Genomic DNA, 18,066 nt, shown 5'->3' with positions numbered 1-18,066 from the left:
CCGAGGGGATGGACACATGACGGACGACTATGCGTTTCTTTTGGAGCGGTTGTTGCGGCCGAAGCTCTTCCCGGTGTACATCGCCGTGGACACGTCCTCGTCGATGCTCCAAAGGACCCTGCCGAACGGCACGGGGCGGAAGATGATCGATATCGCCAACGACCTGGTGCCCATGATGGCGGAGGAGTTGAAGGAGTTCCCGTCGGTCAATGACACCGCCCGGTTCGAGATCGTGTCCTTTAACACCGTGGCTACGGTGAGGAGCAGGATGGACGAGTTCTCGTCCCTACCGAGCTCGATCGAATTCAAGGCATCCGGCGGAACGCGGTACGCGGCGTTGTTCGCGTTGTTGAAGAGCCGGATCGACGAGCTTGTGGAGTCGACGGACCTCGACACGGTGGACATGTACCGCCCGGTCGTCTTCGTTCTGACCGACGGAGAACCAAAGGACAAGGAGGACGTCCGGGACCTTGCCTTTGCCGAACTCGTCGATCGAGAGTTCGCGGCGGCCCCCCACGTGCTCCAGTTCGGTCTCCGGATGGCCGGTTCGGAGGTGCTCCACAGGTATGCGACCGTTGATCGCCAGACCGGTGAGCCCTACGTGCACTTCCCGACGGATGTGACGGACATCGGCCAGCACTTCCGGGAAGCGGTCTCGTTCATCATGTCCACCGTGATCGGTTCGATCTCCAACCGTCCGGGCGCCATCCAGTTCACGGAACTCGTCAATGGCAGATGACGCCGGGGCCGCCCGTTCCCCCGGGGAGGTTCCTCGCGCCGAGGGGGTCTGGCGTGGACACCGCCGTATCGGGAGGCGGAGTGCGGTCGAGGGCCAGGTGCGCCGGCCGTGGCCGCGGACCGGATCCGGTGGCCCGAACGCCCTGGTGGCGGATGCGGTCGACGTCGGTTCTCTCCGGGTTACCGCCGTCTCGCTGAGGGGGCCGAAGAACACGGACACCTCGCACCCGCGGCAGGACGCCTACGATTTCGGCCTCGCCAGGACCACCGACCGGGTCGTGGTCGCGATCGCCGACGGCGTCTCAGCGGCCCGGCACTCGGATGTCGGCGCGGCGGTCGCCGCCAGGACCGCCGTCGACCAAGTTCTGGGGATGGTGGACAGGAGTCGCGATCCTGGCACTTCGGACGTCGACTGGCACCACCTCGCGGGGGCCGTGTCGACGGCGCTGCGGTGGCGCGCGGGGTCGATGGGCGGTGTCCCGCCGGGTCTGCTCGCCACGACCCTTGACGTGGCGATCGTGGGCCCGGTGAGCGCGGACGGAGATTCTCCGTTCACACGGGCGCGGATCGTCGGTGACTCGACGGCCGTAGTGGATGACGTCAGGGGGATCCGGGTGCTCGGAGGCGCCGCCCATGCCGGCGGGGTGATCGCGGACAGGGGGGTGTCAGTGCTGCCGTCCGACGTCGTCCCGGTGCCGGTCGTGGAGTCCGGGGTGCTGCCCAGGGGATCGGGTTTAAGCCTGGTCACCGACGGCCTCGGGGATGTCCTGGGTGACGGAATGCGGCCGGGGGTCGAGCTCTTCGTCCGGGGTTGGACCAGGGCAGAGAGTCTGCTTGAGCTTGTCGACGGGTCGTCCTTCGTCGCCGCGGGTGCAATCGACGATCGCACGGCGGTCACCGTGTGGAACCGTGACACGACCGGAGCGACGGGGTGATACCGGAATCCGAGCTCCCGGGCCTGGGGGCCGTCATGGGGGACGGTAACTACGGCGAGGTGTTCCTCCTCGACCGGGGCGAGACGGTCTACAAGCGCTACAAGCCCGACACCCTGCACGGCGTGGCGCATGCGCAGGCCCGGTTCCTCGAGACACTGGTCCATGCTCCCGCCGGGTGGGAGGCGGACGTGCGTGACCTGGTGCTCGATAGCGTCGTCTGGCCCACCCACACGGTGGTGGCCGAGGATGGTGCGGCGCTCGGCGTCGTAATGCCGCGGATCCCCCGCGAGTTCGAGGTGAACTCCGAGCGCGACACCGGCGAGAAGCCGAGGTTCTCCCGGCTGGGCGTGCTGTTCGAGCCACCGGGCAGCACGCTGCGGATCAGTAGCCTGGAGGACCCGTCGCCAGGTGATTGGGTGCGCGTCGCGGTGGAGGTGGCGGTACTCGTCGCGGCCCTCCATCGAGTGGGGATCGTCATCGGGGACGTCAGTGCCCAGAATGTCCTGGTGACGCCTCGCGACCAGGGCGCCGGGCGCCGCGTCATGATCATCGACTCGGACTCCTTCCGGCCCGTCGGGATGGCGAGTCCCGTCCCCCAGCGGTCGAGTGAACACTGGATGGCCATCGAGCACCTCCTCGCCCGTCGGGACGACATGGCCGCCCCGGCCGGTTCGGCGAAACACCGCGCGGCACAGGCGAGGCTCTCGACCTGCACCCTGGAGTCCGACGTGTTCAAGCTCGGACTTCTCGTCGTCCGATGCCTGGCGACGGACTGGGCGGTGTCCCGTCACAGTGCGTTCCCGGTACGCAGGGGCGACGTGGGGGCGGTGGTCTCCGGGCACCTCGGGGCGCGGGCGGTGGACGCCGTGTGGGCGGCGTTGGCGCCGGACGCGGGAGATCGGCCCACGGCGGTGGAGGTCGCGTTAGCATTGGCGGGTGCTGCGCGGTGAACCGACTGGTCCTGCTGGTCACCGATCCGTCGACCACCGTGGCGGAGTTCTCCGGAGCCTTCCGCCTCTGGGGTAACGGATGGACCGATGGGGACTCGTTCGCCCTGTATTCCGCTGGCCCCGGATTCCTTGTCTACGGCGAGCCGTTCCCGCGGCAGCCACCCGGGGGGCCCCGGCCTCCGGCCGGGGAGAAGTTCGACGATCAGGTGCTCCTCAACGGTGTGCACGGGATGCTCGCAGAACTCGAGGGCGGGCGTCGGCTCACAACTCTCTGGCTAGCGGGTGCCCCCAGCGCTCGCGAAGATACGATCAGTGAGCTCGAGTCGCTTGGAGAGGTGCTCGATAGGGAGACCGTCGCCCGGACCGTCGGGGACGGCGGCGCTGCCTCCGCACCGTCGACACAGGGCGACGACCACGGGGGACAGGACGGACACGAGGACGATCCCTGGACCACTCTTGGCTCCTGGATCGCTCCCGGCGTCAACTTCGAGGATTTTCCAGAGTCCGACGAGCCGGAAGCCGAGCTTGACCCCGAGCCGGAGCACGACGACGAGCGCGAGGATGGCGGCGATGCGGATAGGGGCGAGAAGGATGATTCGGGGGTCGTCGCCCTCGCCGTCGTTGCCGTTCTGATCGCATTCGTTCTCGTCTCACTTGGCATCCTCGCCGGCGTCGGGTACGGCCTGTGGTGGGGCGTGGGTAAGGCGGTCTCCGCGGTCCAGGGGGTACTCGACGACGAGAGCACCACGGTCGACGCCCCGGCATCGTTGTCGGCCCCTGACGACGACGCACCTCCCCACGCTGAGGATCCTGCGCGACCCAGGGGGGAACTCCCGGAGCCGGTGGTCGGGACCGGGCTGCAGCCGTGGGAATCCGTGTTCGCCTTGGGCGTCTGCTCCGCGGGCCCGGATCCGGCGGGCGGGAACCGCGTGGTCGTTGTGGACTGCGGCGACGAACGGGCGGAGTTCCGGACGGTCGCGGTGTTCCGTTCTCCGACGGCGGCGGACAGTTGCCCCGCCAACTCCTCCGATGAGTTGCTGGTCCAGGGGACGCTCGTGTGCCGGATTCCGGTGCGCGACTGAGATCCCTCCGCAGGCTCCCCGCGGCCACCCCTTGCGTGTCCTTCTGCGGCCCCTTAGGATACGTATCCCTCCCAGGAGCTCTCCATCGGAGCAAGCGACGGTTTCGCGCTCCGCGAAACACATGTCGAGAGTTCGGGGGAGAAATGAACTGGATGAACGGTGGTGTGGGTGGGCGGCCGGGGCTGCACCACGTCGCACCGTTGACCTCACGCGAGGTGGACGTGCTCACGCTGTGGTTCGCTGGGATGTCCAAGGCGAACGTCGGGCGGGAGCTCTATCTGGCAGAGAGCACCGTGTCGACCTACATCGCACGCGCCCGCAGCCGGTACGAGAACTTGGGGCTTCCGGCGGGGACGCAGGGGCTCCTTCTATCGCGTGCGGTGGGTGACGGGCACGTCGACATCGGTACGATCCTGGACCTCGCGGACCGGTGCCGGCGGAACATGGGCGTGGACCTACTGGCCGGGTGACCTACGCCCCTGCGCCTCTCAAGGGGCGCAGGGGCGTCACCATCTCCACGAATGTTCCTCGGGTGCGGACTTCGGTCGTCAGCGATGCGGTGGCGATGGCTGACCGGCGGCCGCGGCCTTCAACTCGCGGAACAGAGGTCAGGTCCAGCGATGATCGGGATCCGGTCCGAGGAATCTGGGAAGTTGTCGGCGAACGCGCGTATCTCAATCGCTACGATCGCGTCCTCGCAGAGCGCGGTGATCGCTGACGTGTCCAGGTGGATGTTTGCCGCCAGGAGCACCTGACTAGAGGGTGCGAGGTATCCGCTACTTACAAAAGTCGTGTCCGAGGCCGGGACACCAGTCGGCCTACGCCACGGATTCAGTCCAAGCGACCACTCGTCGGGGCGTAGAGACAGCCCCGGCCCCGTCAGGACGAGCTGAAAGTGCGGTCTGGTCACCGCAATCTCACTTCTATTGCTCGCCTCAAAGTCGACGACGACCGACGCTGAGCCGTCTTCCGCTGTATCTTCCCGGTTCAAAACCACCACTGAGTGCCCTCCGCTGGGCCGCCGATCCGCGGAAGGATCGTCAACCGATCCCTTCAGCGACGCTATGTAGGTCGCGTCCGGCTGCGCGGATACCCGAAAGAATGCGGCGGTCACGCAGACCGGTTGTCGGTCCGGTTCGGTGCCGTCGGGATTGCATCCGATGGTGACACTTCGGAAGTCCCCGTCGTCGGACAAGGCCGCTGGATATTCGGTGCTCACTGTTTGCCGCTCCCCGTCCAGTATCAGGGCTGTGGATGGCCAGAGACTCAGACTGGGGGCTCCTGGGGTAGTCCTCACGTGGAGCGCGTTGCTCACTGTCCCGGAGGAGTCCTGGATTCGCGTCTCGAGAACAGTTGGCTTCTCTGACACCTGCAAGGGTAGGGAGATCATTGCTTGGGGCCCGTCGTCCGTCCACCCCGGCTGAAGCCCGGAGGAGGGCGCCACCAGGCAGACTTCGTAGAACACGTCCGGCTCGAGCTCGAGCGACTGCTCGTAATTGCTGCTCGAACCGGCGATCCTAATTCCCGAGATCGGCCCGCCGGCGTCTGAGAGGCCGCCGCCGCAGAAGGATTGGAGTAGCGCGCGCGCTTGGTCCACTGCCGCGGGAGTCGTCGGGACGCTGGTCTCGCGTGATCCGCATCCGGCGAGCACTCCGAGAATTAGCGCTGCTGCACATGCTCGTCGATGGCCACCGCGTGAACTCGATGCCCTCTCGGCGTGGACCGAAGGCGCGGCTCTGTCAATTCGGGGCATCATCGGTCCTGGTCGGACCCGGCCGTGAGCCCTGTTCTTGCCGTTTGGCCAGCCACTCGTCGAGGAAGGACCCGGTACCGGGTGGCCCGGAGGAGGTGGAACTCGTTGCCGCAGTTCGCCAGGGCTTGGATGCGGTGATCCGTTCGCGCGCCTTCGATGCCCTCGGTTCCTCGAACAGGCTCACGGCGTCGCGGTACGGGTCGACCAGAGCGCGGTGGGTCTGCCGTGTCACCCTCTCTTCGATCTCGGCACCGCGGCCCTCGCCGTCTGATGCAGTGACTCGTTCGTTGTGATCGATGCGCACCGTGAACGGGGTGGGGGCTACTCCCCCGGCAGTGCGCATGGTGATGGCGCTGAGTGCCGGCAGAGTGGCGAATGTGGAGGGTGGTAGCTCTCCGCCGAAGCGCGCGGAGATCTCGGGGGCGTCGGAGGCTGCGCAGCCGAAGGCCACGGTAGTTCCGACGTTTCCGTCGAGGGCGGTCCGTAGAGAAGGGTCGAGTTGCCCCAGGTACTGGTGCGCTACAACCACTGACAGTCCGAACTTCCGCCCCTCCGAGAGCATCTCGGGAAGCGTGCTGGAAGAGAAGGACTGCACCTCATCGACGAACACCGTGAAGGGTGTGCGGCCCTTCCTTCTCAAGGCAGCCAGCCACATGGAATTCAGGAGGAGGAACCCCAGGAGTCGGGACGAAGTCTCTCCCAGTTCGGCTTTGGACAGGTCAACCAGAATAATGCGGCCGGAGTCCATGGCCTCGGCCCAGTCCACCGAGTTCTCACCCGTTCCGAGGATTCCGCGCATTGCCGGAGTGCCGTCGAAGGTGTTGAACTTCGAGGAGATCCAGGAATTGAGTTCGCCGAACTCGGCGGATCGCCGTACAGCGGGCTCGTTCTGCAGGAATGCCTTGAGCCTGGGATCGTCGACGAGAGGCGAGGAGCTGAGGGCATCAATGAGCTTGGTGTCCGACATGAGCATCGGAACGTCGAGGAGGCAGGCCTTACCCTCGCTGATCAGGTGGAGAGCGCGGAGAAAGAGGGAGACCCGCTCCTTGAACCGGGGGCCCACGATCCCGGTGTTCTTGGGGTCGAACATCTCCTGGAAGATGTCGCCGATTTCCATGATCGCCATCTCGCGGAGCTGGTCGTCGGCCACCGCGAGGGAGTTGATCCGGATGGGGTTGGCGGTATCGCCGGCACGGATCACCCAGGTGCGGTCCACTGCGGAGTCCGGGAGTTCGGCGAGGATGCGGTCGACCAGGGTGGCGTGGGGGTCCAGGACGATAAAGCCCTCGTCGGAGTTCGCGATGCTCTGGGCGAGCGACGCGACAAGTGTCGACTTGCCCGTACCGGTGCGCCCTAGCACGTGAATGTGCCGGAGCCGTTCGCGTGCGGTGAGTTCCACGTCGATGGGGTGCCCCGATGGCGACGCTCCCACGCCGACTCGGATGGGAGTGTCGACTCCCGGGGACGCCGGCCCCGAGGTGGTCAGGCGCTGGAGGGGAATGGCCGCAGAGGGGGCGGTCCGCATTCCTGCGACACCGCTGCCGATCGCCACCGGGATCCGCACCAGCGCACTCACGCCGTCGCGTCCGACGAGAAGCGGGGCGACGCCTTCAGCCGGTTCAGATGCGACGTGGAAGCCCGGAAAAGCGCGGCGAACAGCCGCCCGTACGGAGAGGGGGATCTCGTCGTCGTCACATTCCAACCGTGGCTGCACCAACCATTCCTCTTCCGACACGCGGTCGGGGTCGGCGCCCTGGATGGTCACCACGTACCGGACGGTCGGATGGCGGGCGAGGAGACCGGTGAGCTCATTGGTCTGTGCCGCGAACAGGGTCCACGGTTCGGTGGTGCCCCACCTGGCGGCGGGCTGCGAAACCGGTGCGCCGAAGCCCACCGGGCGGCCCGGGTGGTCCGCCACGAGCGGCCACGACCGAGGCGGGGATGTGCGGCCAGTCTGGGTTGATATGGGCTCGACTTGCGCGACTGGTGTGAGGATCTCTAGGACGGATTCGGTGAAGGTGGCCGGTTCCTGTTGGGTGTCGGCGTGTATATCGACGACGACGTCTGGGTCACCGTTCCGGGTGCCCGTGCGGATGGTGATGGCGCCTGTGGGCAGGATTGCCGCGATGGACGCGAGCGCGTGGGGCACTGATTCCGCGAGCTCGGGTCCGTCCGTTCTGCCCAGTATGCGAACCCCAGACATCAATACACCGCGGTGTGTCGTGGTGGGCGACATCAGTACAGTTCCTCCCCGGTCGCAGCTTCCTCGGCGCGGTCTGCGGCGTGTGCGACTGCGGCGATTGTCTTGAGTGTCGACTCGATGGTGAGCCCGGCGTAGGCGAGCCCGTGTCGGGCGATCAGCAGATCGTCGTGGGTCACCGCGCCGACACCGACGAAGTCGGACAGCGTATGGAGCGCTGTGGCCAGTGCGCTCTGATCAAGTCCCTTTCCCACCGTGGTGTAGACCTCGGCCCAATCGGCGGTGCAACTCCGGACGGTGAGCACCTGAGATCGGCCCGACGAAGTGGGGAAGAAGAATGTGGCAGCCCGGTCGCTGGCAAGGTGGCATTCGAAGCGCGACTCGAGAAAACCTCGTACTTGTTGCCAGTCACGGAGGCGTTCACCCTCACTGCGGCCTACGGGCGGCTTGGACAAGGTATCGGTGGACACTGTCTGCGCCGGGTCGCAGGCAGCAGACGGATCGGTGGAGATGATCCGCTCGGACACCTCGTCCAGGAGTTCGTTGGTGATCGACCTCGTCGTCTCTAGGTAATCCGGTCTGTTGACCTGCAACCATCGGCTTGCAGCCTCCTCGTCCCCGGACTCCAGCGTCTCGTCGAACTCACGAAATTGCTCGTCGGTGAGGCCGTCTGCTAGACGTTTACCCACGCGACTCTCCAGCTCCGAATGAACCTGCTCGGCGAGAGTGGCGATGTCGTTCACTGCCACTCCGGGCAGTCTGCGCCGTAGTTCGTCGATGATGTCCAGGGTCACAGTGCTCCTTCGGCGTGGGGCGAGTACCCGAGTGCGCCCAGACTATGAGGAGCAGGGCCATTGCACTTGGAATAGCCGTTTGTGTCGTCCGTTCGAATGACGCTTGCCACAAGTCAAGCGTGAGCGGAGCCTGACAAACAGCCAACGACATGCGGTCTCGGAAGGTCGCATCCCTGCCGATGGGCTGGCGTCGAGAGACTGCGTATAATGACACGACAAACCCGAGGGGGTGCTGCCTGGAAGAGTAGGACCGATCTCGCTTCCACGATCCTCTGACTCATGGCGCGGCTTTTTCGTGTCGTTCCGCAAATGGAAGCCAATGAAGGCTGGCAGAAGGTGGAGGGACGGTTCGATGGGGCTGTACGAGTCGGCCACTAGTCGGGACTCGCTTGCTGCGGGCTGGAGAGACGTCCTCGAGAGGGTGGATGTGGAATCGCAACCGTCGGTGGCGGTGCGCAGGTTTGCCCGTCGCGCAGATTCTGCATCGCCCCGGGTTTGATGGAGACATCGATTTCCCGGGAAGGGATCATCAAAGCTATGGGAGCACCTCGTAAGTACCCGGATGAGCTTCGTGAACGCGCGACGCGGATGGCGTTGGAAGCATTGGCCGACCCTGATCGCTCGCACGGTGCGATCGTGCGTGTCGCCGAGCAGCTCGGTGTGCACCGCGAAGCACTTCGGACCTGGGTCCGCAAAGCCCAGGCCCCGGGCCAAGACGCCACCTCGGTGTCCGCCGACCGTGACGCCCGTCTGGCGCAGCTGGAGAAGGAGAACCGGGAGCTGCGGCGGGCGAACACGATCTTGAAGCAGGCCTCGGCTTTCTTTGCGGCGGAGCTGGACCGTCCACAGCGCTGAAGGTCGAGTTCATCGACCGCCACAAGGACGAGCACGGTGTCCAGCCGATCTGCGACGCACTGTCTGAGACCAGCGCCGCGATCGCGCCTTCGTCCTACTACGCCGCCAAGTCCCGGCCGCCCTCAGCGCGGTCGGTCCGCGATGCCGAACTCACGGCCGCGATCACCACGATGTACGAGGAGAACTACCACGTGTTCGGCGCCCGGAAAATGTGGAAGGAGATGGGCCGCGCCGGCCACCAGGTCGCCCGCTGCACCGTCGAACGCCTCATGAGAGCCGAAGGCCTCAAGGGCGTCCAGCGAGCCAAATCGCCGCGCACCACCCGCCCGAAGGCTGAGACCGAACGGCCCGCTGACCTGGTGGAACGCAATTTCGTCGCCGAGCGCCCGAACCAACTGTGGGTCGCCGACATTACCTACGTCCGCACCTATGCCGGGTGGGTGTACGCGGCGTTCATCATCGACGTCTACTCGCGGATGGTCGTCGGCTGGCAGCTGTCCAAGAATCTGTACACCGACTTGGCGCTGGACGCGTTGAACATGGCGATCTGGCAGCGCACCCACGCCGGCGACGACCTGAGCGGCCTGATTCATCATTCGGACCGCGGCGTTCAATACCGGGCGCTGCGCTACAGCGAACGCCTCGCCGAACAGGACCTGGTGGCCTCGGTCGGCTCACGAGGCGACTCCTACGACAACGCGATGGCCGAGGCGTTCAACTCGCTGTTCAAGGCCGAGCTCATCCGCAACCGCCACAAGGGGCCATGGCGAGACATCGACGACCTCGAGATCGCCGTCGCCGAGTACATCGACTGGTTCAACCACCGCCGGATCCACGGCGAGATCGGCTACGTCCCACCCGCAGAATACGAAGCCCAACACGCAGCGGTCGAACCAGCACCAGAACCCGTCGACGACCTCGTCGACGCCAGATAACCACCCTCTACAAAACCCGGGGCTTGACATTCCGCCCTCGATCAGTTGGCCTGCGAGCTCCAAGAGGGGCTGTATGAATCGCATGTCAGTGTTTGAGGTGGCGGGTCTGGGGCCTGCTGGCAGGGTCTGGTGTGTCCCGGGTTCTATGGAGTCGGAATTTGTGGATTCTGGCGTCGAACACCGGGAGATGCTCACTAATCTCATCAGCCAGATCCACCTCGAGTCGCGCGGTACCTACGGCGCTCGGCGCGTGCACGCTGAGCTGACTCTTGGCAGAGGCGTCGAGGTTGGCCACAACCAGGTCGAACTGCTGATGCGCCGAGCTGAATTAAAGGGCGTCTCGGGGCGCCGTAAGATCAAGCGCATCAGAGCGGACGACATCTCCACCGACCTAGTCAAGCGAGACTTCGCACGTCAGGGACCGAACCAACTATGGGTCACCGACACTACGGAGCACCCGACTCGCGAGGGCAAGGTGTACTGCTGCGTGATCCTGGACGTCTACTCCCGCCGAGTCGTCGGCTGTGTCAACGGCGGGCGAAAATTGACCCCTACGTGACGGGGTGGTTTCTAGCCAACGACGCAACGGTTGGACACCTCGGAGCCTAGTTCGTCGGTGATGTACTCCAGCGGGGATCGATCGTCGAGGACGACTCTAGGGCGGTGGTTGAGCTCGTCGGCGACGTCGGCCAGGTAGTCGGCGTTGTGGACGGACAGGTTGCTGCCCTTGGGAAGTACTGGCGAAGCAGGCCGTTGGTGTTCTCGTTCGAGCCGCGCTGCCAGGGGGCGTGCGGATCGCAGAAGTAGACCGGGATTCCCAGCGTCGCGGTCACTGAGAGATGCCTGGCCATCTCGGTGCCCTGGTCCCAAGTCAGCGAGCCCACCAGGACCGGAGGTAATGCCGCGAGGGCAGTGGTGATCGCCTGGGTGACGGTAGTCGAATCCGTCGCCGGTAGATGCACCAGGAGGACCATCCGACTACGCCGCTCCACGAGGGTGGCGATCGCGTCGCGGCCTTGGGTCCCGACGATCAGGTCACCCTCCCAGTGACCCCATCGGGTCCGATCTCCTGGCTCAAAAGGGCGGTCATGGATGGTGAGCATGGGCTGTGGCAGATAGGGCCAGTGGGTACGCCTAGTCCGGCGATCCGGTACTTCGATTCCGGCGACTCGGTACTCCTTGGGGCGGGCGGGGTGGTCTGCTCGGGGTGAGGCGGCGCGACTGCGCCGCTTCTTCCTATTTGAGGAGGCTGATGTGGCCGAGTACAAGGCCATCATGACGTTGGCGCTGGCCGGGCATAGCTACAGCGAGATCGTCGCCGCCGTCGGGTGTTCGCGTCGGGAGATCGCGGCGGTGAAGAAGACGATCACCGCGTACGGCATCACCGCCGGCCAAGCGTCGTCGATGAACCCGGCCGAGATCGCCGGGATGTTCCCCGACGGGCGCAAACGCGTCTCGGAGGACTACGCCAAGCCCGATTTTGATCGGGTGCTGGCGTCGATGAAGTTCAACCGGCACTTCACCATCCAGCAGGCCTGGGGCAAATATCTCGCCGCTCCGGCCGGAAGCGGGAAGAAGTACGGGTACTCGCAGTACTGCGCCCTGTTCGCCGAGCACGCCCGCATCAAGGACGTGGTGGCCACGCTGCATCACGAACCGGGTCGGACGATGCTGGTCGACTGGGCCGGCGACACCCTCGAGGTCCTCGACGCCGTCACCGGAGAGGTCACCAAGCTGTACTTGTTCGTGGCCGTCCTGCCGTACTCCGGTGCGGTGTTCTGCCGCGGCTTCACGGATATGAAATCGCCGTCCTGGATTGACGCTCACGTCGCCGCATTCGCGTTCTTCGGCGGGACACCGCAGATGGTGGTGCCCGACAACCCGACCACCGCCACTCATCGGCAGAAGCAGGGCGAGGCGGCCAGGGCTGTCAACGTCCGCTACCAGCAGCTGGCCGACCACTACGGCACCGCGATCGTGCCGGCCCGGGTCCGAAAACCCCGCGACAAGGCAGCCGTAGAGTCAGCAGTGGAAGTGGTCAACAAACGCGTCATCGGCTACCTCGCCGAGGAGGTGTGGACCACCGTCGAGGCCCTGAACGCGGCGATCGCCGACCGCGTCGCCGAGATCAACACCCAGATTCGCCGGGCTGACGGTACGACCCGGTGGGAGAGGTTCGAGTCCGACGAAGCGCCGCTGCTGGCGGCCCTGCCCGACGACGGGTTCGCCACGGTGGAATGGAAGCAACTCAAGGTCGGCCGGAACTATCACGTCTCCTGCGAGTCGCAGTACTACTCGGTGCCGTACACCTTCGCCGGTCAGCTGCTGCGGGTGCGCCTGACCGCGCAGTCGGTGACGCTCTTCGACGGTGACCAGGTCGTCTGCGAGCATTCGCGGCGCCACGGCCGCAAGGGCCAGTACTCGACGGTGCTGGCTCACGCCCCGAAAGAGCACCAGGGTATCGACGGCCTGTGGTCGCGGCAGTGGTTCACCGACCGCGCCCGCGGGTTCGGCCCCGCCACCGAGCAGGTGATCGCCCAGATCCTGGATCGTCACGTGATCGAGGCGCAGGGCTATCTGGACTGCCAGAACATTCTCGAAACTCTCGGCAAGAGAAGTCGACAGCGGCTCGAGGCGGCCTGCCAAGTGCTGCTCAACCAGAACAGCGTCGGCAGCTACAGCGTGCTCAAACGCGTCATGGCCACCATCGATTCCGACGGCAAAGCGCCCCGACCCGTGGTCCCGGCGGCGGCCACACGAAAGCCCCCGCCACCGGCCGGAGCCCGAGACGACGGCGCGGTGCAGGTGCGCTCGGCCGATCACTATGCGCGCGGCCGCAGCGGGGAGGGCGTGTGATGTTCACCGAGATCGATCACCAGAAGTTCCGCAATCTGCGCATCACGCACGTGGCGACCCGGTTCGAGGAGCTCATCAGCGATGAGGCCAATGACGAGCTCACCCCGGAGCAGATCTTTCTCACCGCCGTCGACGACGCCTTGGACCAGCGCCAGGCCCACCGGATCGACAAGCTGATCCGAGCGGCGAAGTTCCCGATCCCGCAGGCCTCGATCGCGGAGATCAACTACCAGGAAGGACGCGGGATCACCCCGGTGCGGATGAAACGCTACGCCGGGCACCACTGGCGCCAAGACCCCACCAACCTGCTGGTCCTCTCACCGACCGGCGGCGGGAAAACCTACCTGGCCTGCGCGATCGGCATCGCCGCCTGCCAGAACGGGCACACCGTCACCTACGCCCGCATGGACGAACTCGCCCGGCGGCTGGTCATCGCCCGCGGCGACGGCATCCGCCACCAGAAGATGCTCAACGACCTCTCGGACGTGGAGCTGCTGATCATCGACGATTTCCTGACCGTGGGCATCGATCCTGAGGCCGCGAACGACTTGTTCGCCGTGTTGGCCAACCGGGAGCACCGGCTGCCGACGATGATCGCTTCCCAATCCCGGCCGGCGTACTGGCTCGAGGCGCTGCCTGACCGGGTCGCCGCGGACTCCATCGTCAACCGCCTGGCCAACAACGCCCGCGAGATCAACCTCGGCGAAGTCGACATGCGCCGACAGCGCGACGACCAAGCCCGAGCCACTACCGGCTACTGGGAGTAACCCCCGACGGTGCCGGCCCGCTTCACACACGGGCCGGTTCCGGGTCGCCGGAATGGCGGTACCAACTCGCCGGACCCGCGGTACCGACAAGCCCTATCTGCCAGCGGACCAGGACCTTCTGCCTCGCCGTCACCTGGGAGGCGGGGACCGAGTAGTGGTCGGACTCGAACGAGATCAGGCAGTCCTTGCCCACCGTGCGCACGTGCTCATCGAAGATCTCGTACTCCGTGGCCGGCAGCGGGCCCAGTGCGGCGTGGTCTACCGCGGCGGCTTCGGCGATGACTTGCCCGTGCGTGCGATGCACTTGGCGGCGGCGGATCTTCACCCATCGGGCGAACGCTGCATCAGCGTCGCCGACCGAGCGGAACCGGCGCCCGGCCACGACGTGCTCGCGCACGATATCGACCTGCCGCTCCACCCGGCCCTTGCCGGTGGGCCGGTAGGCGGCCAGCACGTCGATGTCGTACCCGTAGTGGCCGGCGAACGCGGTGGCTGCGGCGGTGACCGGGACTGCCTTGCCTGGGGCGACATGGCGGCGCACCACGGTCTTGAGGCGGTCGTAGACGATTGCTGCCGGGACTCCGCCGAAGTGGTCGAAGGCCCGTCGGTGGCAGTCGAAGAACGTTGCGGCATCCATTGAGGTCACGAAGCAGCAGAACGGGTCCCGCGAGTACGACAGCGTCATGTGGAACGAGTAGACGCGCACCCCGGTGCCCAGCAGATCTCCCTCATCGCCCCAGTCGACCTGCGCTTGGGCCCCGGGCAGGGTGGCGATGCGGCGGTGCAGACTCCCCGCTCCCGGTTCGTCGAGGCCGAGCTCGGCGCGGATCTGGGGGCGGCGGGAGCGGCAGTAGGTCTTGACCCGTTGATAGTGCACATGCACGTCGTGCTCGTCGGCGAGACGCTCGCAGATCACGGTGGCTCTGAGGTCGATGCAGGCTCGCAGCATCGCATCGATCAGCGCTGCGATCATCTCGGTGATGGCCACCTTCTGTGTGCCCTTGCGCGAGGGCGCCGACGGCGGCGCCGTCGGGGCATCCTCGGCCAGGTACTTGCGTACCGTGCGCCAGTCGCAGCCGCACTCGCGACCGATCTCGGCATACGTCATGCCCGTGGCATGCAGCTGTTTGAAACGTCGGATATTCATCCAGGACTCCTGATCCAGGATCATGGGGGTGGGCCACCCTTCGGAAATCGTCAACTTGCCGGAAGACGACTCCAAGGGTGGCCCACCCACCTCGGCGAACAACTACGGAACGCCGACAACACCGACCTACACATGAACCTGTCCCCAAACCGACACATCAGGGTGTACGCGGACACCACGGACGCGGTTCTGCTCTGTCATCCAGTCGATCAGGTCATGGGATGCGCCAGCCCCGTCGGAGCGGATCAGCAGGTCACGCCGATGACTGGCGGGGATCTGCGCGATCGCCTGGCCCAGGACGTCGATGTGGTCGGCGGCGGTGTTCGACCCGGCATTGCCCGGCCGCAGACTCGCCGCGAGGAACTCGGTGGTGTTGTCGCACCACACGCCGATCGGGTGGTAGCCGAACGAGCGCTTATATGTCGGCGCGGCAAGCTCCTTCTCGCTGTGCGTGACCACGATGGTGGCGTCCACATCGAGCACGATCGTGGCTCCCAGGTCCCGACCCGCACACGTCGACGCTGGGACACCTCCGGGCAGCTGGGACCACACGTGCCGCCGTGCCCGAGCCCGCGCCACCTGGATCTTCTTGCGCTTACCGGCGGTGACCTCGTCCAGAGTCCGCCACACCGTCGGCGCCGAGGCCACCGGGCCCAGAGCGCCGGATTGGTGGCGCAGGACGCCAATGTCGGAGATGGCCTCGCCGCCATCAACGAGCATTGTCGCGACGTCGATCAGCACCCGGCCGCGGTCATGGATTGGGATGAACCGGCGGCGAGCCATGGCCTCCGACAGTTCGGCGGTGAGCCCGACCCGATCAGCCAAAAGACGTGGCGCGATGGCCCCTGCGTGGGAAATCACGCCGACACCATCGGCGGTAACGGACAGACCGGACGACCACGAAGTACGCTTCACCTACCGAGTGCTTTCTGCTTGAGGAACCGGATCCTTAGACAAGAACCAGTTTCCCCTGTTCAGGAAGCACTTCGGTGTATCAGTACCCGGAAATTCGCAGATCCCCGTGAATCACCGGGGCTTGCGCCCGCAATGCCATGTACCGCGCCCGCTGCTGTGACAGAGGTCGCCGCCCCGGCCCCTTCTTCACTCGTCTCGTCGACATCATGGCCTCCACAACACCACTCGGTGTTGCGTCGTTGGCTAGAAACCACCCCGTCGCCAGGGGGTCAGTATTCACCCGTCGTCGACAGGCTGGTCGATCTATTCCTCACCGACGGCGGCTTTGGTGACGAACGCACTCGGGATGGCCATCGAGAGCCGACTTGGCAACGGCACCGATTCAGGGACGATCATTCATTCCGACCACGGCGTCCAGTTCGGGGCGTGGGCCTTTACTAAGCCTCAATTCACCGATGAAGTAGCCGGGGCGGTCGCTGGCATGGTCGTGGGTCGTGACCGTATGGAGGGCGTGTGAGGTCCGCCGGTCTGCCCGGCTTTCCACTTTGGTTCCTGGTCGTAGGTGCTGGAGTTGGGAGTCAGATCGGCACGTTGGGCCGGCGCGGGGAGAAGACGGTGTCGTAGAGCGCCTGCCAGGCTGTTTGCCATGGCCAGCTTTCGGGTAGATGGAGTCGGAGCCGCCGGGCTGAGGAGGCGATCCGGGCCGGGATGTTGATGAGTTTGCGGCGGATCGTCGCGGTCGTCGCGCGTGCCAGGCTCGAGCTTGTGGTCAGGGTGGCGGCGGCGCGGGTGAGGTTGAACGCCATGACGGCGCAGGTCAGCCAGGCGGCGTTGGCGTTGAACACGCCCGAGGGCAGGTGCGCCAGCGCGGAGGCTTTCAGGTCAGCGTGGACGTTCTCGATGATCGCGTGTGCGCGGTGGGTCTTGTCGGCCGCCACTGTGTCGTACTGCTCTACGGATGTAGTGGTGAAGAACGCATGGAACCGCCAGGTATCGAACAGGCTCGCCTGCCCACTTGCAGCCTTGGGATTCAGGTCGGGGATACGGCGCACCACGAGCCGACCCGGCACCTGGTCGTTCTTGGGCTTCGAGGTGAATGCGGTGAAGTCGACCTCGGCGACTTCGGCGCGGGAGATCCAACGGTTGGTGTGTTCGTCGAAGATCGCGTCGGTGTAGTTGATCGTGGTCCACGCGTCGTCGTCGATGGTGGCGATGGCACGTTTGACCGCCGGGTCCATGCGTACGGTGACCGAGACCTCGGCTCCGGCGGCCAGGCAGGCGGTGACCATGCTGTGGGAGTAGAACGCCGAATCGCCTCGGACCAGCACGTCACGGCCGTGAAGGTGGGTGCGGCGGATCAGTGCCAGCGTGTCGGTGGCCAGCCGGGCAGCCCCTCGCGGGGACCCGGCAGAGCCCTTGCGCAGCCGTTGAGCGGCGATCACCGGAGCAGCCTGCTCGGTGGAGACCGTGGCCAGCAGCGCGTTCAGGCCACGTACCCCGGAGTAGCCGAACGAGGCGCCCTGCTTGGCGTGTCCGTAGACCTCCACGATCGTGTCGTCGATATCGACCATCACCGTCCCGGTGTCCGACTCATGACCGAGCAGTCCGGTGTGTTCGGCCAGTGCGCGCACGAACCGCGAGGCGATCGCATCGGTTTGGCGGACGTGGCCGAAGGTGAACTGCCGCAGGAACGATCCCAGCGTCGAAGGGGCGTACGGGCGGTCGAAGAGTGTGCCCATCGCCCCGTGGCGCAGCAGGGCCATGTCGTCGATGCTATCCGCGCCTGCGGCCATCCCGGCCACGAGCGAGGCCAGTTTCACTCCACCGTTGGAGCCCTTGTCGGTGGGCACGCTCAGATGCTCGTCACCGAGCCGGTGCAGGCCCGCCCGGTCGGCGAGTTTCATCAGCGGCACGAGGCCGGCGCCCGACACGAGGTTGGGCTCATCGAACGTCGCGAAGCTTACGGGCAGAGTGTGAGATAGTTGCATCTGCGGGATGCCCTTCTTGAATTGGCGATACGGACCTTAAGCAAGTCGTATCTTGCCAGTTCAGAAGGGCATTCTCGCGTTCCCACACCGCGCTAGAAGTTCATCTCATCGGTGGATCCAGGCTAAGAGAGCACGTGACTCGGGCTTGCTG

General features: G+C 65.8%; 14 protein-coding genes and 3 pseudogenes. 10 read left to right on the top strand and 7 right to left on the bottom strand.

Features of this window, described 5'->3' with window-relative positions:
- The first annotated feature begins 16 nt into the window (after window positions 1-16).
- The 5 genes from OVA21_RS13750 to OVA21_RS13730 all read left to right on the top strand — a co-directional run bounded on the left by OVA21_RS13750 (window position 17) and on the right by OVA21_RS13730 (window position 4,175).
- Complete coding sequence (locus tag OVA21_RS13750) at window positions 17-739, top strand: vWA domain-containing protein (protein ID WP_268092633.1); 723 nt, start codon at window positions 17-19, stop codon at window positions 737-739.
- Entirely contained in the window at window positions 729-1,673 is a 945-nt protein-coding gene (locus OVA21_RS13745) for a protein phosphatase 2C domain-containing protein (protein ID WP_268092632.1), read from the top strand. Before OVA21_RS13750 ends, OVA21_RS13745 begins: the two co-directional genes overlap by 11 nt.
- Window positions 1,670-2,623 (top strand): hypothetical protein, encoded by a 954-nt coding sequence (locus OVA21_RS13740; protein ID WP_268092631.1) that lies wholly within the window; start codon window positions 1,670-1,672, stop codon window positions 2,621-2,623. The genes OVA21_RS13745 and OVA21_RS13740 overlap by 4 nt, the downstream gene beginning before the upstream one ends.
- 230 nt (window positions 2,624-2,853) lie before the next feature.
- A complete protein-coding gene (locus tag OVA21_RS13735; RefSeq protein ID WP_268092630.1) occupies window positions 2,854-3,705 on the top strand; it encodes a hypothetical protein in 852 nt (283 codons plus the stop codon).
- Window positions 3,706-3,848: 143 nt separating this feature from the next.
- Entirely contained in the window at window positions 3,849-4,175 is a 327-nt protein-coding gene (locus OVA21_RS13730; protein WP_268092629.1) for a LuxR C-terminal-related transcriptional regulator, read from the top strand.
- 119 nt (window positions 4,176-4,294) lie between these two features.
- On the opposite strand, the gene OVA21_RS13725 is transcribed toward OVA21_RS13730, so the two are convergent.
- The 3 genes from OVA21_RS13725 to OVA21_RS13715 form a co-directional block, all read right to left on the bottom strand.
- Window positions 4,295-5,302 (bottom strand): hypothetical protein, encoded by a 1,008-nt coding sequence (locus tag OVA21_RS13725; RefSeq protein ID WP_268092628.1) that lies wholly within the window; start codon window positions 5,300-5,302, stop codon window positions 4,295-4,297.
- Between the two features lie 142 nt (window positions 5,303-5,444).
- Window positions 5,445-7,376 carry a type IV secretory system conjugative DNA transfer family protein gene (locus OVA21_RS13720; protein WP_268092627.1) on the bottom strand — a complete coding sequence of 644 codons (1,932 nt, stop codon included), beginning with the start codon at window positions 7,374-7,376 and terminating at the stop codon, window positions 5,445-5,447.
- Between the two features lie 317 nt (window positions 7,377-7,693).
- Window positions 7,694-8,452 (bottom strand): DUF5663 domain-containing protein, encoded by a 759-nt coding sequence (locus OVA21_RS13715; RefSeq protein ID WP_268092626.1) that lies wholly within the window; start codon window positions 8,450-8,452, stop codon window positions 7,694-7,696.
- Window positions 8,453-8,989: 537 nt separating this feature from the next.
- On the opposite strand from OVA21_RS13715, the pseudogene OVA21_RS13710 reads away from it, so the two are divergent.
- Together OVA21_RS13710 and OVA21_RS13705 are read left to right on the top strand one after the other, a co-directional pair.
- Window positions 8,990-10,242: pseudogene (locus OVA21_RS13710) on the top strand (IS3 family transposase).
- Between the two features lie 160 nt (window positions 10,243-10,402).
- Window positions 10,403-10,801, top strand: a complete 399-nt coding sequence (locus OVA21_RS13705) for an IS3 family transposase (RefSeq protein WP_268092625.1) — start codon at window positions 10,403-10,405, stop codon at window positions 10,799-10,801.
- Between the two features lie 11 nt (window positions 10,802-10,812).
- Here OVA21_RS13705 and OVA21_RS13700 read toward each other — a convergent pair.
- Window positions 10,813-11,357 (bottom strand): annotated as a pseudogene (locus OVA21_RS13700) (IS30 family transposase); the annotation flags it as partial.
- A 139-nt stretch (window positions 11,358-11,496) separates the two neighbouring features.
- On the opposite strand from OVA21_RS13700, the gene istA (OVA21_RS13695) reads away from it, so the two are divergent.
- On the top strand, window positions 11,497-13,098 hold the full coding sequence (istA, locus tag OVA21_RS13695) for an IS21 family transposase (RefSeq protein ID WP_268092623.1): 1,602 nt from the start codon (window positions 11,497-11,499) through the stop codon (window positions 13,096-13,098).
- Complete coding sequence (locus tag OVA21_RS13690; protein WP_006898359.1) at window positions 13,098-13,865, top strand: ATP-binding protein; 768 nt, start codon at window positions 13,098-13,100, stop codon at window positions 13,863-13,865. Before istA (OVA21_RS13695) ends, OVA21_RS13690 begins: the two co-directional genes overlap by 1 nt.
- A 22-nt stretch (window positions 13,866-13,887) precedes the next feature.
- On the opposite strand, the gene istA (OVA21_RS13685) is transcribed toward OVA21_RS13690, so the two are convergent.
- Window positions 13,888-15,012, bottom strand: a complete 1,125-nt coding sequence (gene istA / locus OVA21_RS13685; protein ID WP_268092622.1) for an IS21 family transposase — start codon at window positions 15,010-15,012, stop codon at window positions 13,888-13,890.
- 153 nt (window positions 15,013-15,165) lie between these two features.
- Window positions 15,166-15,927: pseudogene (locus tag OVA21_RS13680) on the bottom strand (transposase); the annotation flags it as partial.
- A gap of 328 nt (window positions 15,928-16,255) precedes the next feature.
- On the opposite strand from OVA21_RS13680, the gene OVA21_RS13675 reads away from it, so the two are divergent.
- Entirely contained in the window at window positions 16,256-16,444 is a 189-nt protein-coding gene (locus OVA21_RS13675; RefSeq protein ID WP_268092620.1) for a hypothetical protein, read from the top strand.
- A gap of 61 nt (window positions 16,445-16,505) precedes the next feature.
- Here the strand turns inward: OVA21_RS13675 and OVA21_RS13670 are convergent, their stop codons facing one another.
- The gene (locus OVA21_RS13670; RefSeq protein ID WP_069389547.1) at window positions 16,506-17,915 is read right to left on the bottom strand and encodes an IS1380 family transposase; all 1,410 of its coding nucleotides are present in this window, start codon (window positions 17,913-17,915) and stop codon (window positions 16,506-16,508) included.
- Window positions 17,916-18,066 lie beyond the last annotated feature (151 nt).

This window comes from Dietzia sp. SL131, from assembly GCF_026672565.1.
GTDB classification, from domain to species: Bacteria; Actinomycetota; Actinomycetes; order Mycobacteriales; family Mycobacteriaceae; genus Dietzia; species Dietzia kunjamensis.
This window is presented reverse-complemented; position numbering and strand designations above follow the sequence as displayed.

Coding starts and splice junctions, on each gene's coding strand:
- OVA21_RS13750 (WP_268092633.1), top strand. CDS start 17: ATGACGGACGACTATGCGTTTCTTTTGGAGCGGTTGTTGCGGCCGAAG.
- OVA21_RS13745 (WP_268092632.1), top strand. CDS start 729: ATGGCAGATGACGCCGGGGCCGCCCGTTCCCCCGGGGAGGTTCCTCGC.
- OVA21_RS13735 (WP_268092630.1), top strand. CDS start 2,854: ATGCTCGCAGAACTCGAGGGCGGGCGTCGGCTCACAACTCTCTGGCTA.
- OVA21_RS13730 (WP_268092629.1), top strand. CDS start 3,849: ATGAACTGGATGAACGGTGGTGTGGGTGGGCGGCCGGGGCTGCACCAC.
- OVA21_RS13690 (WP_006898359.1), top strand. CDS start 13,098: ATGTTCACCGAGATCGATCACCAGAAGTTCCGCAATCTGCGCATCACG.
- istA (WP_268092622.1), bottom strand. CDS start 15,012: ATGAATATCCGACGTTTCAAACAGCTGCATGCCACGGGCATGACGTAT.
- OVA21_RS13670 (WP_069389547.1), bottom strand. CDS start 17,915: ATGCAACTATCTCACACTCTGCCCGTAAGCTTCGCGACGTTCGATGAG.